This window comes from Roseovarius tibetensis (genome assembly GCF_050896375.1).
GTDB lineage: Bacteria > Pseudomonadota > Alphaproteobacteria > Rhodobacterales > Rhodobacteraceae > Roseovarius > Roseovarius tibetensis.
Genome location: NZ_JBPBBB010000039.1, coordinates 1 through 25,052, shown reverse-complemented (window position 1 = coordinate 25,052; position 25,052 = coordinate 1). Strand labels below are relative to the sequence as shown.

Annotated in this window: 23 protein-coding genes; 12 read left to right on the top strand and 11 right to left on the bottom strand. The window is 63.1% G+C overall.

Features of this window, described 5'->3' with window-relative positions; genetic code table 11:
- Positions 1-56: 56 nt before the first annotated feature.
- From ACROSR_RS16910 to ACROSR_RS16890, 5 genes are all read right to left on the bottom strand, one after another.
- A complete protein-coding gene (locus ACROSR_RS16910) occupies positions 57-401 on the bottom strand; it encodes a hypothetical protein (RefSeq protein ID WP_432687074.1) in 345 nt (114 codons plus the stop codon).
- A 13-nt stretch (positions 402-414) separates the two neighbouring features.
- On the bottom strand, positions 415-1,584 hold the full coding sequence (locus ACROSR_RS16905; protein WP_432687073.1) for a restriction endonuclease subunit S: 1,170 nt from the start codon (positions 1,582-1,584) through the stop codon (positions 415-417).
- Entirely contained in the window at positions 1,581-3,137 is a 1,557-nt protein-coding gene (locus ACROSR_RS16900) for a type I restriction-modification system subunit M (RefSeq protein ID WP_432687072.1), read from the bottom strand. The genes ACROSR_RS16905 and ACROSR_RS16900 overlap by 4 nt, the downstream gene beginning before the upstream one ends.
- A 197-nt stretch (positions 3,138-3,334) precedes the next feature.
- Positions 3,335-3,517, bottom strand: coding sequence for a type II toxin -antitoxin system TacA 1-like antitoxin (locus ACROSR_RS16895; protein WP_432687071.1), 183 nt, complete (start codon positions 3,515-3,517; stop codon positions 3,335-3,337).
- 1,215 nt (positions 3,518-4,732) lie between these two features.
- On the bottom strand, positions 4,733-7,402 hold the full coding sequence (locus tag ACROSR_RS16890; protein ID WP_432687070.1) for a DUF2339 domain-containing protein: 2,670 nt from the start codon (positions 7,400-7,402) through the stop codon (positions 4,733-4,735).
- 397 nt (positions 7,403-7,799) lie between these two features.
- Between ACROSR_RS16890 and ACROSR_RS16885 the strand changes: the two genes are divergently transcribed.
- Both ACROSR_RS16885 and ACROSR_RS16880 read left to right on the top strand, forming a co-directional pair.
- Positions 7,800-8,123, top strand: coding sequence for a plasmid mobilization protein (locus ACROSR_RS16885; RefSeq protein WP_432687069.1), 324 nt, complete (start codon positions 7,800-7,802; stop codon positions 8,121-8,123).
- Positions 8,120-9,928, top strand: coding sequence for a hypothetical protein (locus ACROSR_RS16880; RefSeq protein WP_432687068.1), 1,809 nt, complete (start codon positions 8,120-8,122; stop codon positions 9,926-9,928). The genes ACROSR_RS16885 and ACROSR_RS16880 overlap by 4 nt, the downstream gene beginning before the upstream one ends.
- A 778-nt stretch (positions 9,929-10,706) precedes the next feature.
- On the opposite strand, the gene ACROSR_RS16875 is transcribed toward ACROSR_RS16880, so the two are convergent.
- The 6 genes from ACROSR_RS16875 to ACROSR_RS16850 all read right to left on the bottom strand — a co-directional run bounded on the left by ACROSR_RS16875 (position 10,707) and on the right by ACROSR_RS16850 (position 16,660).
- Positions 10,707-13,037 carry a heavy metal translocating P-type ATPase gene (locus ACROSR_RS16875; protein WP_432687067.1) on the bottom strand — a complete coding sequence of 777 codons (2,331 nt, stop codon included), beginning with the start codon at positions 13,035-13,037 and terminating at the stop codon, positions 10,707-10,709.
- A 60-nt stretch (positions 13,038-13,097) separates the two neighbouring features.
- Positions 13,098-14,417: an APC family permease gene (locus ACROSR_RS16870; protein WP_432687066.1), complete on the bottom strand. Its 1,320-nt coding sequence runs from the start codon at positions 14,415-14,417 to the stop codon at positions 13,098-13,100.
- Positions 14,414-15,142: a TVP38/TMEM64 family protein gene (locus ACROSR_RS16865; RefSeq protein WP_432687065.1), complete on the bottom strand. Its 729-nt coding sequence runs from the start codon at positions 15,140-15,142 to the stop codon at positions 14,414-14,416. Before ACROSR_RS16865 ends, ACROSR_RS16870 begins: the two co-directional genes overlap by 4 nt.
- 1 nt (position 15,143) lies before the next feature.
- Complete coding sequence (locus ACROSR_RS16860) at positions 15,144-15,617, bottom strand: rhodanese-like domain-containing protein (protein ID WP_432687064.1); 474 nt, start codon at positions 15,615-15,617, stop codon at positions 15,144-15,146.
- Between the two features lie 12 nt (positions 15,618-15,629).
- A complete protein-coding gene (locus ACROSR_RS16855; RefSeq protein WP_432687063.1) occupies positions 15,630-16,016 on the bottom strand; it encodes a DUF302 domain-containing protein in 387 nt (128 codons plus the stop codon).
- Between the two features lie 74 nt (positions 16,017-16,090).
- On the bottom strand, positions 16,091-16,660 hold the full coding sequence (locus ACROSR_RS16850) for an EF-hand domain-containing protein (protein WP_432687062.1): 570 nt from the start codon (positions 16,658-16,660) through the stop codon (positions 16,091-16,093).
- Between the two features lie 172 nt (positions 16,661-16,832).
- On the opposite strand from ACROSR_RS16850, the gene ACROSR_RS16845 reads away from it, so the two are divergent.
- The 10 genes from ACROSR_RS16845 (at position 16,833) to ACROSR_RS16800 (ending at position 24,676) form a co-directional block, all read left to right on the top strand.
- Positions 16,833-17,555 (top strand): response regulator, encoded by a 723-nt coding sequence (locus ACROSR_RS16845; protein ID WP_432687061.1) that lies wholly within the window; start codon positions 16,833-16,835, stop codon positions 17,553-17,555.
- Between the two features lie 11 nt (positions 17,556-17,566).
- The gene (locus ACROSR_RS16840; RefSeq protein ID WP_432687076.1) at positions 17,567-18,961 is read left to right on the top strand and encodes an ATP-binding protein; all 1,395 of its coding nucleotides are present in this window, start codon (positions 17,567-17,569) and stop codon (positions 18,959-18,961) included.
- Between the two features lie 13 nt (positions 18,962-18,974).
- Positions 18,975-19,295 carry an SHOCT domain-containing protein gene (locus tag ACROSR_RS16835; protein ID WP_432687060.1) on the top strand — a complete coding sequence of 107 codons (321 nt, stop codon included), beginning with the start codon at positions 18,975-18,977 and terminating at the stop codon, positions 19,293-19,295.
- Positions 19,296-19,596: 301 nt separating this feature from the next.
- Positions 19,597-20,061: a c-type cytochrome gene (locus ACROSR_RS16830; RefSeq protein WP_432687059.1), complete on the top strand. Its 465-nt coding sequence runs from the start codon at positions 19,597-19,599 to the stop codon at positions 20,059-20,061.
- A 397-nt stretch (positions 20,062-20,458) separates the two neighbouring features.
- Positions 20,459-20,971 carry a cupredoxin domain-containing protein gene (locus tag ACROSR_RS16825; protein ID WP_432687058.1) on the top strand — a complete coding sequence of 171 codons (513 nt, stop codon included), beginning with the start codon at positions 20,459-20,461 and terminating at the stop codon, positions 20,969-20,971.
- A gap of 65 nt (positions 20,972-21,036) precedes the next feature.
- Positions 21,037-22,431 carry a multicopper oxidase family protein gene (locus ACROSR_RS16820; protein WP_432687057.1) on the top strand — a complete coding sequence of 465 codons (1,395 nt, stop codon included), beginning with the start codon at positions 21,037-21,039 and terminating at the stop codon, positions 22,429-22,431.
- A gap of 101 nt (positions 22,432-22,532) precedes the next feature.
- Positions 22,533-22,925: a c-type cytochrome gene (locus ACROSR_RS16815; protein ID WP_432687075.1), complete on the top strand. Its 393-nt coding sequence runs from the start codon at positions 22,533-22,535 to the stop codon at positions 22,923-22,925.
- Position 22,926: 1 nt separating this feature from the next.
- Positions 22,927-23,658: a DsbA family protein gene (locus tag ACROSR_RS16810; RefSeq protein WP_432687056.1), complete on the top strand. Its 732-nt coding sequence runs from the start codon at positions 22,927-22,929 to the stop codon at positions 23,656-23,658.
- On the top strand, positions 23,655-24,341 hold the full coding sequence (locus tag ACROSR_RS16805; RefSeq protein WP_432687055.1) for a L,D-transpeptidase: 687 nt from the start codon (positions 23,655-23,657) through the stop codon (positions 24,339-24,341). Before ACROSR_RS16810 ends, ACROSR_RS16805 begins: the two co-directional genes overlap by 4 nt.
- 59 nt (positions 24,342-24,400) lie before the next feature.
- The gene (locus ACROSR_RS16800; protein ID WP_432687054.1) at positions 24,401-24,676 is read left to right on the top strand and encodes an RNA-binding protein; all 276 of its coding nucleotides are present in this window, start codon (positions 24,401-24,403) and stop codon (positions 24,674-24,676) included.
- The last annotated feature ends 376 nt before the right edge of the window (positions 24,677-25,052 follow it).

The following is a 25,052-nucleotide window of genomic DNA, read 5'->3' as shown; positions in this document are numbered from 1 at the left end:
GGCGGCTCCATGGTCGTGCCGCCGCAAAGATTCAGAAAAATCCTCTCTTGTCACTGTCACATGAGTTCGGAGCCCTGCGCGGGCGTGTTGTTGGCCGCGTCCAGTTCCATGTCGATGCAGCCTTGCAGGATGGAATAGGACCCACCTGACACCCGGGCGACCTCATCGCAGTACGTCCGCGCCCGGGCGGGCAGGCCCGCCCATTCGCGTTTCAGAGAATTATAGGCCGTCTGCTCCATATCGATGCACCCGCCGTAGATCATGGACGACCCGCCGCTGACCTCGGAAACCTCCTGACAATACGCTTCGGCCGAGTACCGGGGGATATCCTGCGCCGAGGCGGCCGAAGAGAGGAAACATCCGGCGAGCGCAATGACGGGAGCGGAGACTGCGGCGTTCATAACGGGATCCTTTTTACACGAACATCTTCTGGAGAAGGCCCTTCTTGAAGGTCTCCATATGGGTGGTCTGGTCGGTCACGGCGTCGATCTTAGCGTCGAGGGTCGTAAGGGCGGAGGCAATCTTCTCCTGTTCCTCAGAGCATGGAACTGGAAAATCCACTCCTGCGATCGTTCTCCAGTCAGCACGAGGCATCTTCGAGCCAGATGAAATGTTCGCCACCTGACCAAACAGCGACGACTGGACAAGCGCGTAAAGGAAGCCGTTCGAGACGCCCTCACGCCCCCTCAAAACCCAGATTTCAGAAGAACAAACCCCGTCAAAATCGGGGCGCGCGAACTTCCGAAGGTACGGACGAAGTTTCCCGAACAGTACATCCCCTGACCTGAACCGGTTTTTCAAACTGATCTGCCCATCGATATCAACCGAAGACAGGATCTTTCCTGACGCACTTTCCAGGTTTTCCAATTCGATAACGATGGGGCTGCCGTTCTCTTTCCGGGGATCGAACTGTTCGCCCGCCCGGGTCGCGATCTCTGAAAACGGCTTCTCCTCCCAGTCCGGAAACTCCGACCCGTCCTCCCGCGTGAACCGCAATTCCTGCGAGAAGATCTTTTGCATCAGGCCCGTCTTGAACTGACGGAGCGCGTTGGCCTTTTGCCGCAGGGCGGTCAGCTTGGTGTCGATGGTTTCAAGAAAAGCAGCGATCCTGTCCTGCTCCGCCCGGGTTGGAACATGGAGCGGGATCTTCGCGAAATCATCAGGGTAGAGGCGCAGACGATCCTTGGTCAGCCCGTGTGAATAGGAGCGCAGCTTGTGCAGCATGCGCGACGTCTGGAACCAGTGATTGAAGAACTGGGGGTTCGTTTCCTGGGTCGGCCTCAGGACCACGTAGGCGGGGCTGACCATGCACTCTTCCGGGGCCACCCCGACCGCCCCCTGCCACATCCGCATCATGTTGTAGACGACATCGCCGGGTTGCGCCCGCAGGTTCTGACCATCCTGGGCATCGGCCTCCATGTGACGGTCAAGGCTGTCTCGTCGCACCATCCCCCGGTCGAGGGTCACGGAATAGATCGGAAGACCGGCTTGCCCGCGTGCGCGACTATGCTTGAGCGCTGCACCGGCGACGGTCGGCTCCCAGGGATCTCTAAAATCCGGGAAACGGATCTCGGGCGCGCTCATACCGGCGCCTCCAGCTCCAGCTCGGCGCAGAACCCCCGGATCCGGTCATCCACCTCGGCCATGTCCGCCTCGATCCTCTTCAGGTTCCCGGTGACCTCGGCGAGGTCCACCTCGGGTTCGGCCTGATAGGTGTCCACGTATCGCGGGATGTTCAGGTTGTAGCCGTTCTCCGCGATCTCTTCGCGAGTGGCGAGGTGGCTGAACCGGTCAACCTCGACCCGGTCCTGGAACCCGCCCACGATCCGGTCGATATTCGGCTCGTCGAGCCAGTTCTGGTTCTTGCCCCGGACGAATTCCGTCGAGGCGTCGACGAAGAGCACGTCCTCGGTCTCGCGGCATTTTTTGAAGACCATGATGCAGGTCGGGATCCCGGTTCCGTAGAAGATGTTCGCCGGCAGCCCGATCACCGCGTCGAGCCAGTTCTTCTCGCGGATGATGTGGTCGCGGATCACCCCCTCGGCCCCGCCGCGGAACAGCGCCCCGTGCGGCAGCACGACGGCCATCGCGCCCTTTTCGTCGAGATGGTGCAGCATGTGCGTGACGAAGGCGTAATCGGCTTTAGACGCCGGCGCGATGCGGCCGTAATCCGCGAACCGGTCGTCGGACTTGAACAGATCCTTCGCCGACCATTTCGCCGAGAAGGGCGGGTTCGCCACGATCGCCTCGAAGGTCTGCCCCTCGTGCATCGGGGTCTCCAGCGTGTCGTCCTGGCGCAGGTCGAAATTCCGGTAATGGACCCCGTGCAGGATCATGTTCATCCGCGCGAGGTTGTAGGTCGTCCGGTTCTGCTCCTGGCCGTAGAAGTCGCTGACCTCGTCCACCTCCCTGGCCACGCGCAGCAGCAGGGACCCCGAGCCGCAGGTCGGGTCATAGACGGACTTCAGGCGCGTCTTGCCCGTCGTCACGATGCGCGCGAGGATCGTCGAGACCGATTGCGGCGTGTAGAACTCGCCGGCCTTCTTGCCGGCCCCCGATGCGAACATGCCGATCAGGTATTCATAGGCGTCGCCCAGCACGTCGGAGTTCGCGTCCTCGAGGCGGAAGTCGATCTCGTCGAGATGGGTCAGGATCTTCGAGATCAGGGCGTTCTTGGCCTCCTCGGTCCGCCCGAGCTTGGTCGATGTGAGATCCAGGTCCTCGAACAGGTGGTCGAAATCGTCCTCGGCGGCCGTGCCCATGGTCGATCGCTCGATGTTGCCCAGGATCTCGGACAGCTGGGGCAGGACGAAGGCGCCGGGCTGGCGGCTCTCATGCGCGACGGCGCTGAACAGCTCGGACGGTTTCAGGAAGTAGCCGAGCGCCTCGGTGGTCGCGTGCTTGAGCTCGTCGAGGACGGCGCGGCCTTCCGCCGATGCCTCGTCGATCTCGGAGAACCGGATCCCGTCCTCCTTGAGCGCGTCATCGGCGTAGATGTGCAGGCGCTCGGAGAGGTACTTGTAGAAGATGAAGCCGAGGATGTAGTCCCGGAACTCGTCCGCGTTCATCTTGCCGCGGAGCGTGTTCGCGATCCCCCACAGGGCCTTTTCGAGGCGTTGCTTCTGCTCGTCGGTCATCCGGGTCCCCCTCAATCAGCGCGTGTGGCCGATTTTTCCCTTCCGTCTAAAGGGTTTCCCCTCTGTCGGCAATCGCGGCGGGGGAGATATCCACAATATCGGCGCCCGCCACTGCGCACGCGGACGCGTTTTTGCAGAGCCTGATATTTCATGACGGGCTTACACGAGAACGCGCCCAGCCTCGGCTATCTCGTCAGTCAGCCGGGAGCCGCCACGCGCGCCTTGTAGCGTCCCGCCGCAGCGACAAGCGCCGCTCCGGGCTCAGCGGGGGCGTCGAGCGCCGCGAAGAAGGCGGCATGGTCGACATCTTCGAGGCGGGTGTGCTCTTGCGCCTCAAGTAGGTCCGTCGCCTGGGGGCTGGGTGTTTCGTCAGTCGGCATCTGGCGGCTCCTTTGTGCTCGCATTCCTCAAGTGGTCTTACGGGATCAGGGTGAAATCGGCGCCGGTCGAATGGATATCAACACCCGCCCTCTCGCCCGGAACTCACCCACGCAACCTTGTCAGGGCGGGTCCGGTTCTCGCACCGTAAGGATGTTCGATAATTCGGGCAATGATGGAGATCCGGACCTTCAGGATGGCCCCGCACTCATGAGAGCGCGAGAAATCGCCCGTGAGCCGCTTCACGCGCCCCCGCGACAACCGAGCCGCTCAGCGCCCGGATCGCACTCACGCCCGCGCACAGCGCCTGTCCGGGGCCTTCGAAAACCGTCTCCCCTGGATTTTCCCCGGATATTCAGCCCCCGTAACACCCCGAAACGGCCCCTGTTACGTTAAAACCGTTCAAAAACAACGGCGTAACGGGTGTAACGCTGTAACACCCCATGAGTGTGTATACCTGCGCGGGGGTGTGTGGGCGCGTGCGGGCGCGTGCGTGCCTGCGCAGGGGAATATATATCTCTATATCTGTTACGCACGAGATATATATATATTTATCCTGAGATTTCAGTGATTTATGAGCGTAACATAAAGTGTAACGGGGGCGTAACGCCGTTACAGCGTTGTTTTCGTGGTATTTTCTGTAGCGGTATCGGCACCCGATCCGCCGAAAAACGGCCCGAAACCGTCCCGAACCGGGTAAAATTCGGCACTGACACGGCTTTTTGTCTGGAATATCAACGGCGTAACGCAGATAATTTTTATCCTACAGATTTCGAAGCGAAATCACCCTGTTCTGACACGGGATCCCGGTGCGCGGCCCAGTCCGGGGCGGGTAGAAAAGGAAGGGCGAGGCGCGCGGCCCAGATCGCAGGCCGGTTCTTCACGGATGAGTGGGGCGACGCGTACCCGAACCGTCCCGAGGCCCATATCCGTCGCCCTGTCGGCGGTCAGCTATCGCGGGGCAATGCCTATCTGATCAGATCGAGACGTCGGAATCGCACTAAACACCGGAAACGCAGCTCAAGCCGTTGCTCAGAGAAGCATTTCCCGAGAACGTACACGCATGAAACGCTAGAAACGCCCGCAAGCATAGAGCCATGCGCCGTAGAGCAGAATGTTCCCAAGCACCTGTCGCATCTCGCCCTGATCAGTCAAATAGCGACGTTTTGATCCCGGGCGGGGACATGCCGCCATGGATTACCGGATCCTTATGCGCGTCAGGCCTTCACCTTGACGTCCCGGATCGCCCGATTGACCCAGGCGAGACCGGCCAGCGCCAGCCCCAACCCGATAAAGGAGGCGACGCGGATCAGTCCCGTAAGCCCCTCCATGTCCACCAAGAAGACCTTCGCAATCGTGACCGCCGCCCCGGCCATCGCCAGGCGCCTCAGCCCGTCGGAGCCGCGCAGCCAGGCCAGCAGCAGGAGCCCGGCCGCCGCGAGCATCATCGCCACCGTGTAGCTGTAGAGCTCGGGCTGCGTCACGCCGGCCACCGACAGGTCGTCGCCGCGCCAGAACCGGCGGATCTCGAGACCGATATAGGCAGCCGCGTGGGATATGGACAGGACGATGAGGACGCCCCGGAACCAGCGCGGCGTGTTCGTGAGGAACCAGGCCCCCGCCGCGAAAATGAGTGTGATCGGCAGATACCCTGCGGCAAGCGTGTCGAACAGGATCGGCCCGTTGACCGTGCCATCGCCGAAGAAACTCTGGCTGTTCAGCGGCGTCAGGAGCGCCTCGCGAATGGTCAGGATCAACCCGCCCCCGGACAGGAACGCGGCGCCGAGAAACAGGCGGACCCACCACATGAACCTGTCCGAAATCCGAAGCCGGTAGAGCTGGACCAGGCCCGGAACGATCAGGGTCGCCGCGAAAAGCCCGTAGCTGACATGCAGCGCGCGCTCCCCGAGCAGGTGATAGATCTGGGTCCCGGCGGCAATCGCGCCGGCGCCCCAGACTGCGCTCTCCAGAGTGATCCGGGCCCCATCCCGGTCCCGGTCGAGAAGCACCCAGGCCGCCGCCATGAGCAGAATCGGCGAGACCTGGGCGAGCAGGGCGCCGCCAGCAGAGCCGTGCAGGGCTGGTAGAAGGGTCATGTCGTAAAGGAGCCGCCCGCCGATCAGGACCGTGCCCGCCTGAATCAGGAGCGAGAAACCGCGCAGCCGGTAGAGCCGGTCGAGCACCGCGAGCGCCACGAGTAGCGCGCCGAGCGCGGCCGTCAGGGCGGCCCCCGACAGAAGGATGAAAAACGCGTGCGCGATCATCACCGCGGACCCGGCCGCGACCTGCCCCGTGACCGGGCCGGGCCCAGTCTCCGCGCGAGCGGCCGGAACGACGAGCCCAGCCAGCGCGGCAGCGAGCCCGGCGACGATGAGGAACCAGGCCCCGTCCCCGAATGTCTGGGCCGGGGACCAGAGCGACTGGAGCGCGAGGGCGGTCGCGGCCGGGGCCCCGGGAACGAAGACGGACCAGAACGGGGCGGCGCGCGCAAGGCGCGGTCGCCGGGCGTAGACGCCGAGCAGCTGCGCGCCGATGACGAGACCGATCAGCGGGAGCAGGACGGGGGCCAGGTCACGAAAGGCGATCTCTGCGGTGGTCGAGCCCATCCGGCCTCCGGGCGGGGGCACGATGTCCGCCTGAGGCTGCGGCAGCATCACCGCGACCGCGTCGGACCCGGTCAGCCCCTGACCGATGATCATCCCGACCAGGGCGAGGACGAACGGGGCGAACAGGTCCGCCAGGGCCGGGGCGCGCGGCGCGACGAGGATCATCGCTGCGGCGGCCAGCGCCGCCCCCGCGGCGGTGACGGTGAACCCCGCAACTCCCGCGACGGAGCCCAGGGCGAGCAGGGACCCGGCGGCGAAGACCGCGCCTGCGGCCGCGATGAGGGTCGCAGGTACCGGCGCGTCCGCCCCGGGCCGCAGGAGTGCGGAAGCGCAGGCACCGTCGTGCCGCGGGATGACGGACCGGCCCGCGACCAGAAGGGCGATCGCGAAGACGAGCAGGACGAACACGGTCATGTGCCCGGTCAGGGGCAGGTTGAGATGGATCACCCACGCCATCCAGGAGGTCAGCCCCAGAGCGGTCAGGGTCAGCCCATGCCAGCCCCGGATCGCCCCGACGGCGGCGCCGGTGAGCGCGATCAGTGCCTGGTGATAGAGCAGCATCCCGGAGGTGTCCGGGGCCCCGTCGACGAAGAGCGGGGAGAGCGACGCACCGATCACCCCGCCATAGGCGAGCGCACGCCCGTGGAACCAACCCAGCAGGATCGCGCCGCCGGCGACCGCCGTGGTCGCGACAAGCGCCGTTCCGGGCCCGATCAGGTCATAGAGCGCGTGCGCGGCCGCCGGCGCGGCGAAGAGCGCGACGAGGCCGGACCCGGACAGGGTCGACGGGATCGCCCGGGTTGGCCCGGACACTTCGTCCCCGTATCGGCGCCGGAGCCATTCTCCGGACAGGATTAGGGCCGCGCCCAGGAGCGCGGCGCCGATCACCCGCATGCGAGGGCCCAGAAGCCCCGCCTCGACCCCGTACTGCACCATGAAGATCCCGCCGAGCGCGAGGGAGACCCCGGCGATCACGAGGGGCCAGTTCCAGATGAACGCGGAAAACAGGCCCCGGACACGGTCCGGGACCCCGAACGACGCGACGAGGCCCCTGATCCGGTCCGCCCAGGGCGCGAAGACCGGAGCCGACGGTTCCGGAGCGTTATCCCCCGTGCGATCCGCCTTCGGGGCCCGCGTCTCGAGGCCGACTTTCGGGGCCTTGACCTCCGGGGCCTCCGGGGCGTCCCCGGACAAACGATCGACCCGGGCCCCGAGGTCGCGGACTTGGGACCGGAGGCGGTAGACGAAGAACGCCAGGACGAGGATGAGGAGAAGTTCCATGTATGGCTCCGCGACAAGGGTCAGGGGGTGAGCGGCCGGATCAGTCGCCCTCCTGCCCGTCAAGTTTCCGGGAAATGGCCGTGGTGTCGATCACCGATTCATGCAGGAGCATGCTCTTCGGGGTTGCGCGCCGTCCCGCAAGGCTCATGGAAAATCCCCCCTCCCCGATCTTCTGCGGAAGAAAATGCAGCCGGTGCTCGAGGCTCCGTATCCAGCCATACGCGATGGCGGGATGTGACAGCTATGCACAGATCACGAAGACCATCTGCGACATCGGGATCAGCGAATGACTTTGAAAAGCGGTGAATTTTTTCTTTGTGACTTTCACGGTTTCATTCGATTCTCGTTCTTGATCAAGGCCCCCCGGGGTGGGCCCATTTGGATGTGGAGGCGAGAGATGAGCAGATTACAGCAAGTAAAGGTAAACGTAAGCGCCGCTGACCGCGCCCGCATCGTTGCAAGGGCTGAACGACGCGGTATGTCCATGTCCGGGTATCTGTCGAATGCCGCACTCGCGGACATCGAGAAACCTGGAAAAGATGAGCTTTTGCGTGACATCTGTGCGCGGAACAATGCCCGGGAAGCGATTGCGGAACTCGCATATGAAATCACGAAAAAGGTGACGGATCCGCTCAGCGTGCAACAGATACTTCTACGCCTGGATCGGATCGAATACGAGCTGGTTCTGGGGCTCTCTGATCGATCGCGGACGACAAAATGATCCTCGGTTGGTCTCCACATCAGGCAGGGACCGGTCACGGTGAACCAGCACGGTATTTTCTATCTCCACGTGTTGAGAAACGTGTCGGTTCATCACGCGAGTTGATCACCCGTGATCCTGCTCCGGAGCTACTTCTCGGAGATCCGGTTTTGTTCCAGAAGTCGGTTCAGTCGCTGAAGTTCAAGATGCGCTACCGCGCGGCGACTATGACTTTCTCAGAACCAGACATCGACGTCACCGCATTCAATCGTGGTGACCCGCAGCCGCGGCACGCGGCGGCGGCTTGCGCGGAAATCTTTCTCGAAATGGTGTGGGCTGGGGTCCCAAAGCGAAATCGGCTACCCGTACTGATCGGAACTCATTCTCATACCGGTCGCCTCGAGCTGAATTTTGCGCTTCCCCGTGGTGTGTGGAATTCGAAAGGGCAGGTCCGCAGCTTCAACCCGCATCCGCCGACCAAGGGAAGCCGAAACGATTTTGACGCCGTCGTCGACCTTCTGAATCAGCATTTCGGATACGAAGACCCACGTTGTCCCGATCGTGAGCGGCCGATCAAAACCGCGGATTGGATCGAGAAAACCGTCGCAGAAGCCGATAGAAACGGGACCGAGTTCACCCCGGCGTCCCCTATCCCTTTTCTCTGGTACATGCTGAAAATTCAGGAAAATGAAATCGAGACGCGTGACGACCTGCTTGATCGTATACGTGACCTGACAAAGGGAACAGACCTGGAAATCATCGATCGGACGGACGATGCTCTCGTCATCGACAATCCTGCGACATCCGGGGTGCCCATGGTTCTGCGGGGCCGACTGGTACGAGATGCACCGGTGTCTGATCTTGATGAAATCACCGTACGTCAGTCCATATTGCGACAATCTGATGCTCGCTTTCAGTCGCAATGGGAAAAGCGGGCCGAATGGAATTCAGAGCGTTACTCAAAAGGCGTCTGGAACATTGCCCACCCTGATCCTGCGGAAATCCTGAAAGCACCGCGGTTGCGTATCTCTTTACGCCACCCAGACTTCATAACAACTTCGAGCAACCGGCGGAGCGGCGCGCTTGCACGGCTTTCGGAATTTATCGCGAAACTTGCGGACAGACTGAATAACCAGCTCATACTGGGCCCAGCTTTACCATCAGTCATCGACGCCTTGAGCGTTTCGATAGGCCACCTGAATAAAACATTGGAGGAACTTAATGACCGGATCCGGCAGCGAAATGACGTCTCAAGAAATGGAAGCGCTTATGCGCGAGATGATCGATCTTCTCAAAAAGGTCTTGCAGAACAGCGGTTCGGCAAGGGCATCGGAGCAGATCGACGAATTGATCCGCGGGCTACATGCCGTCGAACGGCAGATGAAGTCTACGGTGAGTGCCCTTCAGCGGTTGGCAACGCCGGAAACCGAATTGTCGAACATCGAGCAGCGGCTGGAGCGGCAGGGTCAACAGATCCGGGAAATTCATGGCGGACTGAACTGGTTAGTCGGGAGCTTGGGCTGCGTGGACGACCGCGACGAATAGACCTGCTGATGGCGGCCTTGCGAACACGCGACGCTGTGCTGCCGAACGAAGGCGTGGCGGTCATGCTGATTGTCGCGCGGCACTCTAGGAGAACCGCGGTTCGTCTGAAGTCCGAACAATTTACGGTGTATCTATCGCAGGACGGAGTAGAGGTCGAAGAAGGCTCAATCGAGCTACGACGGGTTGAAAAGTTGCGAGAATTATTTCTAGAAAGCCTGATGGGACACGTCAATAGAGGGAAAACAGCTTCTGAAGATCACTCTCCGGCGCCCGACATGTAACGTGTGAGGGGATAATCGCCGAGCTTTATTATTGCCACTGCTCCACACTGACATAAACGGATAATCATTGTGACGCCGACTGCGTGCTTCTTCAGGAAGCATCTCGAGAATGCTACCCATTATGCTACGCAAAACGCAACGCGGAAATAACTTAAACCACTGATTTAAAAACATAAAATTATGACAGGGGCAGATCGGGAAGGACTGTCTCTCCGCCAACCACCCCTGAAATCGTTGATAAAAATGGCCGGCAGGCCACATTACCCCACATAGAGCCCCACATAGCAAAAACGCTAGGCGAGGCTTTGCGCGGGGCCGACCTCTTGTTGCATCTTTAGCTTTGAGGCAAACATCTTTCCCCGCTGGTCCCGGCTCGCCCTCTGCTGGACTGTTGCACGCGCGCCGCGCTTAGTTAGCGCGCTCATCCCAGACAACGCGAGGTGCGGGATAGAGCGAATCAAGCCGGACGGCCCGCTAAGCATTCCCGATAGAAACTATCAGATGACGGCAGTCAGCCCAAAGCGGACGCGGTTTCACCGACCGTCGCGCTTGCAGCATTTGGAACGGAGGGCGGATTTTGGCCATGAGTGGCGTGATGCGGGAATGGCAGCTCCCCGAGTCAGCTCACTTGCTTGAACGCGATGTATCCGAAGTGGACATGAATAGTGGTGGTGATGTCGATAATCTCGGCGCCGTCTTTAGAACTTCCTGTGCGCTGGCGCGCCCACTCGACGGCATATGCCCGCGATGTGAACCAGCCAGGGCGGCCGCCTTTCGCTCAGAGCTTTACTCGCCGCAACCGCAGCGCGTTCGAGATGACGGAGACCGACGACAGGCTCATCGCTGCCGCCGCGATCATGGGTGACAGCAGCAGCCCCATGACCGGATAGAGTATGCCTGCCGCGATAGGCACGCCGGCCGCGTTATAGGCGAAGGCGAAGAACAGGTTCTGGCGGATGTTGCGCAGCGTCGCCACGGCCAGTTTGCGCGCCCGCACGAGCCCCACCAGATCGCCGCGCATCAGCGTTATACCCGCGCTTTCCACGGCAACGTCGGCGCCGGTGCTCATGGCGATGCCCACGTCCGCCGCTGCCAACGCGGGCGCATCGTTCACGCCGTCGCCAGCCATCGCCACCGACGCGCCCTTCGCGTGCAGCTCCTCGACCAGCTTCTGCTTGTCCTCGGGCAGAACGCCGGCGCGCACCTCGTCGATGCCCAGTTGCCGCGCAACGGCCTCGGCCGTGCGCTGGTTGTCGCCAGTCGCCATGATGATGGTCAGTCCGAGCGCATGCAGATCGCGGATCGCACTTTCGGTGGTCTCCTTGATCGGGTCAGCCACGGCGACGATTCCGGCAAGCGTGCCCTCGACGGCAACGAACATCGCCGTCTTGCCATCCGCACGAAGCGTGTCTGCCCGCGCTTCGATGTCCTTGGTCTCGAGTCCGAGAACGTGCATCATCGCAGAGTTGCCGAGCGCCACGCGACGTCCATCGACGGTGCCGTGCACGCCCTTGCCCGTTACGGCTTCGAAATTCGCGGCGCTGCCGAGCGACAGGCCCCGATCCCGCGCTCCCGCGACAATCGCCTCGGCCAGGGGATGCTCGGAGCCGCGCTCCATCGCGGCGGCAAGGCCCAGCACCTCCGCCTCGTCGCCCTGTAGTGCCACGACATCGGTGAGGGCCGGCTTGCCCTCTGTCAGCGTGCCGGTCTTATCCACGATCACGGTATCGACGCGGGCCATGCGCTCCAGCGCCTCGGCGTCCTTGATCAGCACGCCCGCCTGTGCGCCGCGCCCTGCGGCGGTCGTGATCGAGATCGGCGTGGCGAGACCCAGAGCACAGGGGCAGGCAATGATCAGGACAGAGACGGCCGAAGCGATTGCAAAGGCCAACGCCGGGTCGGGACCGAAGGCAAGCCAGGCGAAAAACGCAGCGATCGCCACAGCGACGACCGTCGGTACGAAAATCGACGAGACCCGGTCGGCCAACCCCTGGATCGGCGCGCGAGATCGCCGTGCGCCTGCCACCATTTCAACGATCTGGGCCAGCACAGTGTCGGCACCGACCTGCGTCGCCCGGATCGCCAAGGTGCCGTTCTTGTTGATCGTTCCTCCCGTAACGCGATCGCCTTCTGTTTTTTCTACGGGCACAGGCTCGCCGGTGATCATGCTTTCATCAACCGACGTGCGCCCCTCGATCACCTCGCCATCGATCGGTACGCTGTCGCCCGGTCGCACGCGCAAGAGGTCGCCTTCCACGATGTTCTCCAACGGCGCGTCGTATTCCGTGCCATCCTCCAGGATGCGTCGGGCGGTCTTTGGCGCGAGGTCCAGGAGTGCGCGGATCGCGTCGCCGGTCCGCTCTCGCGCGCGCAGTTCCAAAACCTGGCCGACGAAGACCAGCGCAATAATGACGACCGCCGCCTCGTAATAGGTGCCGACCCCGTCGCCCATACGGTATTGCTCGGGGAACACTTCTGGCGCGAAGGTTGCGACTAGCGAATAGACATAGGCCGCGCCGACCCCGAGTGAAATCAACGTCCACATGTTGGGAGACAAGTTCCTGAACGAGTCGAGCCCGCGCCGGAAGAATGGTAGCGCCGCCCAAAGGACGATGGGCGTGGCAAGGACAAATTCCGTATAGACCGACAACTGGTGACCCATCCAGCCACGCACGTCGAGCCCCACGAATTCGCCCATGGTGATCACCATCAGCGGCACAGCCGCCGCCGCGCTAATCCACATCCGGCGGGTGAAGTCCGTCAACTCCTCGCTGGGCTCGTCCGAGGGCACCATCGGCTCCAGCGCCATGCCGCAGATCGGGCAAGCTCCGGGCGCGTCGCGGATGATCTCGGGGTGCATGGGACAGGTGTACTGGACGTCCGCGGGGGCGGCCTTCTTCTTCCCTGCGGCGCGGCCCGACGCGTAGTGCCACGGGTCGGCCTTGAAATTGGTCTGGCATTTCTCGGAGCAGAAATGGAAGGTCTCGCCCCGGAACTCCGCGTGCCGCCCGTCCGGCTTGACCGCGACACTCATCCCGCAGACCGGGTCCTTCGCCGTCTCGGTTCCTGCGGGTATGTCGGACGCCGCGTGATGATGATCGTGGTCCATGCTGTGCGCACCTTTCTGGTTCGGTCGCAGTGTCACGCCTCCAGCGACTGGAAGCTCAAGTCACTTTTGATGGTGGTCGGGATGGCCTTCTGTGATCGGATTGCGCGCAAGAAAGACCAGCTCGAACAGGAACACCAACGCCATGCCGGCCGCGCCAAGTACGACGATCAACGGATCGGACTGCCACTTCATCGCGGCGAAGGCGGCCAGCACCACCATGTCGAGCATGATCGCCGTCAGCAGCACCCAGCCGCGCGCGCCGATCTCCCGGCGGAGATGCCGGAACACGCCAAAGTGAACGATGATGTCCATCACCAGGTAGAAGAAGACGCCCAGCGACGCGATCCGGCCGAGGTCGAAGAACACGGTCAGCGCCGAGCCGATGACGACGGTGTAGATCAGCATGTGGCGCTGGATCCCGCCCGACATGCCGAAATGGCTGTGAGGGATCATCTTCATGTCGGTCAGCATCGCCAGCATGCGCGACACCGCAAAAATGCTGGCCAGCAGCCCCGAAGCAGTTGCCACCGCCGCGAGAAGCACCGTGAGAAGGAAACCCGCTTGCCCGAGCGCGGGTTCTGCCGCCTCGGCCAGGGAATAGTCGCGCGCTTCGATGATACGGTCGATGGTCAGGCTCGACCCGACACCGAAGGCGACCAGCAGGTAGACGACTACGCAGAGCGTGATCGAGATCGTGATCGCCCGGCCCACATTGTGGTGCGGGTCAGTGATCTCGGCGCCGCTGTTGGTGATCGTGGTAAAGCCCTTGAAGGCCAGAATGGCCAGCGCAACGGAGGCGACAAAGCCGGTTGCGGTGAACTCGTGGCCGACCTCGGAGGCGGCGGCAAAGCCGACGCCGCTCGACCACAGGGCCGCAATTCCGAAGATCGCGATTCCGCCGATCTTGATCACGGCCATCACCAGCGAGAAGAGCCCGACCGACCGGTTGCCGGCAACGTTCACGAAGAAGGCAAACAGGATCACTGCGACGGCGATGACCGGTACCAGCGGCCCCTCCGTGATGTCGAAGGGTCGCAGAACATAGGTCGCGAAGGTTCGCGCCACGAGACTCTCGGCGATCACCATCGACAGCGCCATCAGCATCGCGGCGCCCGCCGCGATCGCCGTCGGCCCATAGGCTTTCGTCAGGATCATCCCGATGCCGCCCGCGGACGGAAAGGCGTTCGACATCTTGGCGTAGGTGTAGGCGCTGAACGCGGTCACGATTGCACCGACGATAAAAGACAGCGGGAAGAGCGGCCCGGCAAGCTCGGCGATCTGCCCGGTCAGCGCGAAGATGCCCGCGCCGATCATGACCCCGGTGCCCATGGCCACCGCGCCGGGCAAGGTGATGCTGTTTTTCCGATATTCGGAACTCATGACACGTCTTCCTTTCGATCGGTTTCAGGTGCGTCGGCATTCCCGGGTGTGCCACGGCGGAGCGCGAGGACGACCAGGGGAAGCCCCGTCATCAGCCCCAGCCCGAGCGCAATCCATTCCGTGCCGCCGAACGCGCCCTCCATCGCGGCGCTGCCGAAATGCGCGAGCGCGAAGCTTGCGGGCAGGATGCCTGCCATCGTGGCCAGAGCAAACCGCCAGAAGTGGAGCCGGCTGAGACCCGCAGCATAACTCATCGCGTCGAAAGAGACGAAGGGCAGAAGTCGGCTCGCGAAGACCGTGAGCGTCAATGCGTTCTGCGAGCCAAGCAGGCCGTAATCGGCCTTGTCGCCAAGAAGGCGCTCGACGGGCCCGCGCCCTAGCCCACGAGCGATGAGGAACGCGACAAGCGCGCCGATCTCGGCCCCCAAAGCGACATAGACGGTGCCGGCATAATGTCCGTAGGCTGCCCCTGAAGCCAGCGCAATCGGCGCGCTTGGAATGGGGCTGGCAACGACCGCAACCGTCATCAGCGCGATCACCGCGAGCGGACCCCACGGTCCGGTCGCCGCGATCCAGGCCTGGACCGTGGCCCGGTCGATGTCGATCGCCCACCAGCCTGCAGTCCAGGCAACAATGCCCAGGACAACAAAGGCGCCTATAATCCAAACAGCTATCTTGCCGAAGAACGATAGGCCCGGCCCAGGATTGCCATTCTTGTCGGACATGTCAGCTGAGCTCGTCCGGCAGTGAGGCGAGCGACGTGGCACGCGGAACAACGGGCAGCCTGGCAGCAAGCCAGCCCGGGCCTCCGCGCGATCCCAGCATTCCCTCGGAAATGTCCACGTAGCCCTCGTAGCCAGCTTGCCGGAGCGCGCGGAGCAAGGCGGCCGAACGACCGCCAGTCGCGCAGATCAGGCCAACATCACGCGAGCCGGCCAGCGCTTTCGCCGCGAACAGGCGATCGGGGAAACGGTCCTCGTGCATGCTGATCGGCCAGATTCCGGCGCCGACGCCGGTTTCCAGCCATTCCTCCCGCGACCGGATGTCGATCACGCGTGCACGGTCTGCAAGACGGGCGTCATGGGCTTCGCCGGCCGACCAGATGGTTCGAGCCTGTGCGTAGAGCCGAGAACTGGCGAGGGCGATCGGCGAGGCCGCCAGCCCGAGAACGAAAACGCGCCGACCCGGAACTATTTTCATCAGTTGCCACCTTCAGGCTTCATCAACGGCGCGGATCAGCATGTCGCGGACCTGGCCGGCCACCTTGTGCAGCTCGGCATTGTCCACCGCCTGCATCGAGGCCACCGGGTCGATGGCGCTCACCTCGGTGCCGCCCTCGACGGAGCGCAGGATGACATTGCAGGGCAGCATCGCGCCGATCCGCGGCTCTAGGCCCATGGCTTGCCATGCCATCTCCGGATTGCAGGCGCCGAGAATTTTGTAACCCTCCATGTCCTTGTCGATCTTATTTTTCATCGTGGCCTCGACGTCGATTTCGGTCAGAACGCCGAAGCCTGCATCGGTGAGCGCCGCGCGCACGCGGGCCTCGGCGGCGTCGATATCGGCCTCCGCCATCAGGCGGTCATGTGTGTATGCCATTCTGTCTGTCCTTTCATGGTTGAGGCCCGGCCCCGCATGGTGGGGCACCGGGCAAGGGGTGGGGAAAGGTGGGCTCAGTCGTTGCCCATCATGCCGCCGTCGCCCTGCATACCGCCGTTCTGTCCGGGCATCATTCCGTCGCGCATCGTCTCCATGCGCTCCATCATGTCAGCGGGTTTGACAATCTCTTCCATCGTCACCGCGCCATCGCCATCGTCGTCGAGGAACTGGAAGCGGTCCACCATGGTTTCGCGAACGAGGGCGCTGTGGAGGCTCTCGAATTCGGCGAGAGACAGAGTTTCGTCGCCATCGGCGTCATATTCCGCCAGCAGGGCCTGCAGACCTTCATGGGCTTCCTGCGATGTCACCGTACCATCGCCGTCCGTGTCGAACCGCTCCATCGTCGCGGCCATGTGCGACGGGCCGCCGCCCATCATACCCATGCTACCCATCGGGCTGCTACCCCCCATCATCTGCGCGTGCATCCGCTTCATCATCGGCATCATGTCATGATTGCCGGCGCCCTTGTCCTGGGCACCTGGCGCGCCCGGGCCACCGTGGCCATGATCGCCCGCTGCCAGCGCAGCGCCGCCAAGCGACATCAGAATGGCGGTAGCCGCCGCGAGTTTCGCTCTGGTTTTCATGTCTGTATCCTTTCTTGTGTGAAACGCCCCACTGACATGGGATACGTAGTAGGGACCGCCAAGGCCGCGTCATTTCCGATTTTGTATCCGTTCGTCGCAACAAGGATGCCTGATACAAAGCGTTACAATCGCGGTGCTGACCTCGTGGCGCCACCCTGCCAAATGAGAAGGGATGAACAGCTTGCCGCATATCCTCGTCGTCGACGATCACCGCCAGATACGGGTTTCGGTCACGCGATTTCTGGAACGCAACGGCATGCGGGCGACGGCGGCGAAGGATGCCCGGGACATGGACGAGAAGCTCGCGAAAGGTCACTTCGACCTGATGGTGCTTGACGTCATGATGCCGGGCGAGGACGGGTTGTCGGTCTGCAAGCGCCTATCGACCGAGAAACGGCTGCCGATCATCATGCTCACGGCGCTTGGGCAGGATCACGACCGGATCGTGGGGCTGGAGATCGGCGCGGACGACTACCTGCCGAAACCGTTCAACCCGCGCGAGCTTCTCGCTCGGATCAAGGCGGTCCTGCGCCGCGCACCAGAGAAGAGGAGCGAGGCCGGAACGCTTTCAGGCCGTATCCTGCGCTTTGGCGGGCTGACGCTGGATGCCGACGCCCATGTCCTGACCGATCGAGACGGCAATCACGTGCAACTGACGACGGCAGATTTTCGGCTGTTGACGGTCCTTCTGGCGCGTCCGCGCACGGTCCTGAGGCGAGAGCAGCTTCTCGATCTCACGGTGGGGCGCGCGGCGGGGCCGCTCGATCGCACGATCGACAACCAGATCAGTCGGCTACGGCGCAAGATCGAGGCCGACCCCTTGCGCCCGACGCTCATCACCACCGTCCGGAGCCAAGGCTACAGTCTGAACGCGGATGTCGAGGTGATCGCGTGACCCGGCCGCGCATGGGCAGCCTGCGCGCGCAGCTCGTGATCCTGATCCTTGGGGCGCTGGCCATGGCTCAGGCAGTCAGCCTTTGGCTCTTCGCGGACGAGCGCAGCCTGGCCGTCCGCGCCGCTTTGGGCTTCGAGGCGGCCGGACGCGCCGCCAATGTCGTGCGCTTGCTGGAAGAGGCGCCGCCCGATCTTTCCGCGTCCATCGTGCGGGCGGCGAATTCGCCGCTCGTGCGGTTCGACCTGGCGCCCGCCCCGAGCGTCACCGCGCCTGACCATCACCACGCAGCCTACATCGAAACGAGGGTCCGCGCATTGCTTGGCGACGGCTTCAGCCGCGACATCCGGGTCAACCTGAGGGACACCGCCGTCCCCCTCCATCCGATCCCGAACCTGTCTCCGCAAATGGCCCAGATGCATCAGGAGATGATGCGTGGCCGGATGCAGGCGGTCGAGCTGACCCTGTCTATTGCGCTGTCCGGGGGCCAGTGGCTGAACGTCGACACCCGGTTCGAACGCCCGCCGTTGCAGTGGCCCCTGTCGTCCTTCCTTGTCTTCGGGCTGACGGCCGCGTTGATACTTGTCGCGGTGTTCTGGTTCGTGATGACCCGCCTGACCGGGCCCCTGCGGGATCTGTCGCGCGCCGCCGACAATCTGGGGCGCGGCGACGCGCGTGAGCCGTTGCCGGTCTCCGGTCCTGACGAGGTGCGCGACCTCACCCTCGCGTTCAACCGCATGCAGGACCGGCTGACGCGCTTTGTGGCGGATCGCACCCGCATACTCGCCGCGGTCAGCCATGATCTGCGCTCGCCTCTCACGGCGATGCGGTTCGATGCCGAACTCGTAGATGACGCGGAGACCCGCGAGAGCTTGATCGCTTCCATCGACGAGATGCAGGCCATGGCCGAGGCCACGCTCAACTTCGCCGAGGGGCTGGCGGGGCGCGAAGCCTCGGAGGTCGTCGACTTGCCCGACTGGCTCGAAACACTCGCAGGTGAGAAGGCCTCGCCTTTCGAATTGACCGGTGGCCCGCCGATGACGGTACGCATTCGCCCCCGCGCCTTGCGCAGGGCCGTTCGCAATCTGGTCGAGAATGCCACCCGCTACGGGCGCGGCGCGACAGTCGGCTGGTACCGCGCGGGCGGCGATCTGGTGATCGAGGTCACCGATCATGGCCCCGGAATCCCCGATGATGAACTCGAGGAAGTGTTCGCGCCGTTTCACCGTCTTGAAGCGTCCCGCTCGCTCGAAACCGGGGGGCACGGGCTCGGCCTTGCCATCGCGCGGGCGATCGTGCGCGGGCACGGTGGCGACATCCGGCTCGAAAACCGTCCCGAAGGCGGGTTGAAGGCGTCGATCTTCATTCCGCTGGCGGGGGACGAAGCTGTCGATGACCAGCCAAAATAGAAGGAGGCATGAAATGAGGCGAACGGCAATCTGGGCCATCACGGGTCTTGCGGTTCCGACACTGGCCGTGGCGGACCCCGGAGAAAACGGGCAGGAAGGATATGGTCACATGATGTGGGGTGGCGGATACGGCATGTTCGGCGGGCTTATGATGATCCTGTTCTGGGGTGTCGTCATCGCCCTGATCGTCTTTGCAGTGAAATGGTTCACCGACAATCAGGGCGGCGGAACCCGCGGAAAGCGCGACGCGCTCGACATCCTGCGTGAACGCTTCGCCTCGGGTGAGATCGACGAAGAAGAGTTCGACCGGCGGCGCAAGGCGCTGGAACAGTGACGCGGCTGCGGGACAAGCATCACGGCACATAAACAGACCGGCATGCGGAGCTTTATGCCTAGGTCTCCTGACTTCCAGGTCATCCTTCTCACCGTCTCCCTGAACTTACCGAACGATAGGTGCCCCGTCCGGGCAGTGCTGTAGGATACACTCTGATAAAAAAAACATGGGGTTGTCAGGTTGCAAGGTCGACGAGGGCTAGTAGGAAACGCTTGAAATATCGCGTGGTCTGAAACGACAGCACCCCGCCGGGTGACGATTTGGATTGCAAAAGATCACAGGCAATGAAGGGACAAACAAAATGGACAAACTCGGGCTTCTCGTCGGTGGTGTCCTTTTTGGCGGGCTTGGCTTGGCGATTTGGCAGTCCATGCAGCCGGCCGAGCAAACGGCGGGGTCCATGGTTCATCCGGATCCAGCTTCGTTGACCGACATGGCCGAGGGTGCGCGGATCGTCGAGGTTCAGCTTCCCGCGCAGTTGTCGCCAGAGGCGACGATCGGCAAGCGCGCCTTCGAGGCCAAATGCGCATCTTGTCATGGGGACAACGCGGCCGGTCAGAATGGGGTCGCGCCGCCGCTGGTTCACCGCACTTACGAGCCGAGCCATCATTCCGACGAAGCCTTTCAGATGGCAGTTCGGAACGGCGTGCGCGCGCATCACTGGCCGTTCGGCAACATGCCTCCGGTCGAGGGTCTGACCCGCGCAGACGTTCAGTATATCGTGCGCTATGTCCGTGAGGTGCAGCGCGAGAACGGGATCAATTGATGCGGGTGCTGTCGTTTCTTGACGCGCACGGGGGTCTTGTCGCGGCGCTCATGATCGCGCTAGCGGTTCTGGCCGCTCCGGCGCCCGGGTTTGCCGACACGGCGGATGCCCATTCGGATATCGCTGCGGCGTCGGAAGACCATGACATGGTGGGCGGGCACGCGGCGCAGGACGGTGCAGGCGACCGGTCCTGCCATCCCGACCCGAGTTGTTCCCCCGCCGCCATTCTGCTGACTCGCCAGATATCGGGGGCACAAGGTTTCCGGACCGTGCGTCAGTCACTCGCGAAAACTACAATACGCGGGAGAAATGCGCCTGTTCACCTGCCACCTCCGCGTAGCTGGGCCGTGTCACGACCGCATTCCCTGAACGACACTCAGACATGAGAGACCAAGACATGATCAAGACTTCTCTGACCAGCACCGCCCTTGTGGCCAGTCTGACCGCATCCATCGCAGTTGCCAGCCCCGGCCATGACAGCAGCATCGGCGAGCCCGGCGAAACGGCACAGGTCGACCGCACGATCACCATCGAAATGGACGAAATGAAATACAGCCCCAAGACCATCGAGGTCGCACCCGGCGAGACGATCCGTTTCGAGGTCATCAATGTCGGTCGCGCGGTGCACGAGTTCAACATCGGCACGAGCGAGACCTGGGATGGGCATCTTGGCGAAATGCAGAGGATGATGCGCGAAGGCATGATGACCGCAAGCAGCCTCAACCATGACAAGATGATGGAAGCCGGCATGATGCATGACGATGCCAACAGCGTCCTTCTGGAGCCGGGGGATACAGGCGAGGTCATCTGGACCTTCCCCGAAGGCGGCGAGATCGGGTTCGCCTGCAACGTCCCCGGCCACCGTGAAGCCGGCATGGTGGGCGATTTCGGGATGGGTCACGACTCCTGACGTTCAAATGACTGGGGCCGGGCGAGACCTTCGCCCGCCCCGATACTACTCTGGAGATTTTGACCATGCCGACACGACGCGCCTTCCTTGGACAAACCGCCGCCGTTCTGGGCCTGGCGGCAAGCGGTCGGCAGGTGTCTGCCGCCTCACACGCGCCCGCGACCCTGACAGCGCGCGAGGCCACAGCACAGCTCGCCCCCGAAGGTTATCCGGCGACATCCATCTGGGGCTATGAGGGCCGCGCCCCCGGTCCGGCGATCCGAGTGCTTCAGGGCGAAAGGGTGCGGCGGCGGCTGGTCAACGACCTGCCCGAGCCGACCTCGGTCCACTGGCACGGGATCCGCATCGACAACGCGATGGACGGTGTCTCGGGCCTGACGCAGGAAGCTGTCGCGCCGGGACAGGCGTTTGACTATGACTTCGTGGCGCCCGATGCCGGAACCTACTGGTATCATGCGCACAATCGGTCCTGGGTGCAGGTCGCCCGCGGCCTGCACGGGCCGCTGATCGTGGAAGAGGCCGACCCACCCGAGGTGGATCACGAGGAGACCCTCGTTCTTGACGACTGGTTGCTTGATCCCGAAACGGCCCTGATCGACGACAGTTTCGATCAGCCGATGGCGATGAGCCATGGCGGCCGGATCGGAAACCTGATCACAACCAACGGGCGTTTCGACCTGTCCATCCCGGTCGCGCGGCACATGCGTCTGCGCCTGCGGATCATCAACGCGTCGAATGCGCGGATCTTTCCGTTGCAGCTTGGAGGTTTGCGTGGCTGGGCCGTCGCGCTCGACGGCATGCCACTTGCCGTGCCTGAACCTCTGGAGGACGTCCTCGTCCTCGCCCCGGCGCAGCGTGCCGACCTGATCGTCGATGTGACGGCCGAAGCGGGCGAGACCGCGCATCTTGTCCGGATCGGCGATGACGACCGGCCCGCCTCGCAGGTGGCGTTCCCCGTGTCCGGCACGGCCACGCAGTCACCGCGCGCGGCACCGGCAGTCCTGCCACCCAATACCGGCGATGGCCTCGGGTCGCTGGCTGATGCCCGACCTTTGCGACTGGTGATGTCGGGCGGCGCCATGGGCCGGATGGACAGCGCCCTCCTGGGTGGAGAGCGTCTGGGCTTTCGCGCGCTTGCGGCGCAGGGACGGTTCTGGGCCTTCAACGACATGGCCGAGATGACGCAGGTCCCGCTGGCCGATCTTTCCATTGGTGAGCCGGTCCGGTTGGAGATCGTCAACGAGACCGTCTTTCCCCACGCCATGCATCTGCACGGGATGCACTTCCGCGAAATCCGCGACGGTAGGACCGTCGGCCCGATGCGCGACACGCTTCTGTTGGCTGCGCAAGAGACGCGCGAGATCGGCTTTGTCGCGGACAATCCGGGCGATTGGCTGTTTCATTGCCACATGCTCAGCCATGCGGAAAGCGGGATGATGACATGGCTGCGCGTGACATGAAGACTTCGGTCCTGATCGCCGTGCCCGTGGCGCTTGGCCTTGCCGGGGTTGGCGGGTGGCTGGCGCTGCGTGACGCGCCGCGACCCGCCCGCGATCCCAACATGCCGGTGATGCCGGCCACGGTGGATATCGCGCAAGGAGAGACGCTTTATGCCCGGAGCTGCGCCGCCTGCCACGGTGCCGACCTCGAAGGCCAGCAGGATTGGCGAACCCCCGATGCGGATGGGCGTCTGCCCGCGCCGCCTCACGATGAAACCGGCCACACCTGGCACCATCCCGACCGGGTCCTGTTTCAATACACCAAGCTCGGTGGACGAGAAGCCCTGGCGCTGCAAGGGGTGGAGTTCGACAGCGGCATGCCCGCATTCGGCGATGTCCTGACGGATCGCGAGATCTGGACCATCCTCGCCTACATCCAGTCGACATGGCCCGAGCGCGCCGGCGCCGTGCAGGCCGAACGCACTGCCGCCGATCTGGCGAAAGAAGGAAACTGACATGAGAAAAATCATTACACGGATCGTGGTGGCACTTTCGCTGGCGCTGCCCCTGCAGGCGGCAGCCCAGGACCTGTCCGAGGACAGGGTGCGCGAACTGGTCCTGGAAACCATCCGCGAAAACCCCGAGATCGTCATGGAGGCCGTCGCGATCCTGGAATCCCGGGTGGCCGAGGCGCAAGCGGCGTCGCAGACGGAGATGCTTGCCCGGGAACGCGATACGCTTGAACGCGACCCCAATGCGCCGGTCTTGGGCAATCCGGATGGCGATGTCACGGTGGTGGAATTCTTCGACTACAATTGCCCCTATTGCCGTCGTGCCAAGCCCGAGATCGAGGGCCTGCTCGAGGCCGATACAAGTGTGCGCCTTGTCAATCGTGAATGGCCCATTCTTGGCGAAGGATCGGTTTTTGCCGCCCGCGCCGCGCTGGCCGCGCGCGAACAGGACCTCTACGAGGAGTTCCATTGGGCGATGATGGGCATGAACGGCCGCGCCGAAGAATCTTCTGTCCTTCGGATCGCAGAAGACCTCGGTCTCGATATCGCGCAATTGCGCCGCAATATGGAAGCACAGGAGATCGACGCGCACATCCAGACATCGATGCGTCTGGCGCAGGCTCTCGGCATCACGGGCGCGCCATCGTTCGTGATCGGCGACGCCCTTGTTCCCGGTGTCGTGGATGCCGATCAGTTGCAAACGCTTGTCTCCGATGCACGAGATCTGGAACGATGAATGCCACCGAAAAGAAGGGCCTGACCCGGCGCCATTTCATCGTGACCGCATCCGCGTTGTTCTCGCCGCCCATCGCAGGGCCACTTCTGGCCGATTCCTGGCCGAGCGAGGCGCAGAAAAGCGCATGGGATGCCGAAGTGACACCGCCGTTCTTTGACTTGGAGACCTCCAACCCTTGGGGCCTCGATCCACGCTTTCTTCCACAGCGGGTCGAGGCGCGCGCGGGCCTTGTTCCGGGGAACATCCACGTGGATGCGATTGCCCGCTACCTCTATCACATCGAGGAGGGCGGGACGGCCATGCGCTATGGTGTGGCCATCGCACGCGGCAATCTCTACGAGCCCGGCACCTACACGATCCGGCGCAAGGTCCGGTGGCCACACTGGACGCCGACGCGTTCCATGATCGAACGCGATCCGGAGCTTTACGCGGACGTCGCCGACGGAGTGGAACCAGGTCCAAGTAATCCGCTCGGCTCACGCGCGCTGTATCTCTATGTCGGCGAACGCGACACCTATCTGCGGATCCATGGCTCGCCGGAGCCCCGCTCCATCGGCGGACGTGCAAGTTCGGGCTGCGTGCGGATGGTCATGGCCCATATCAACGCGCTCTATCCGCAGGTTGAAACAGGCGTGACGGCCTACTTGCATCCGCCGGAAGACCATGTCAGCGCCCAGAGTTGAGCACCAAAGTCGACACGCCGAGAGAGCCCGGCGAGCCGACCGCACGGAAAGGACTTGAATTGACACGGAAATTCATCGTCGCCTCCGCGTCCTTGGCCATTCTGAGCGGATGCACCGCCGTCGTTGGCAGCGGCGACGAGGACCCCGACATCATTCCCGAGCAGGTTGCCGCCTTGGCAGCCCCCTACCAGGACGTCTCTACGGCGCGCCTTCTGCCACGCGACAGATGCTACTGGTATCTTCACGAGGGACCGGTCGAAACAACCCTCTTGCCGCTCAGAACCATCGACGGGCGACCGATCTGCGCTGCGCGAGAGGAGAAAACTGCATTATAGTTGGTTTTTCCCGCCGGTTTACTGCTTCCAATTCCTGCCGAGCAGCTACACGCTCACTCGCTATCGCGCGCACCCCGGGTTATGCCCAGTCAAGAGGTCACCTCATGCAAATAGAAAATTTTTCGGTCAGGCGATTTTCGTCTCTGAGCCAGGCATCGAAACGGCTCGTCACTCGTGGCAGATATCTGATCTTGGTACCTGAATTACACCGCATGGCCCCCGGAAAGCTCTAAGACAGGCTCTTGGAGGGGCGTAATAAGGGGCTAGAAGTGATGCCCTAACCGGTCAATAAGACCTGAGGGCACCTCTAAAAATTGCCCTGAACCCGGCGCTACGGTATGATCGGGGTGGCAAACCGGAATGGGGGTAAGACGAT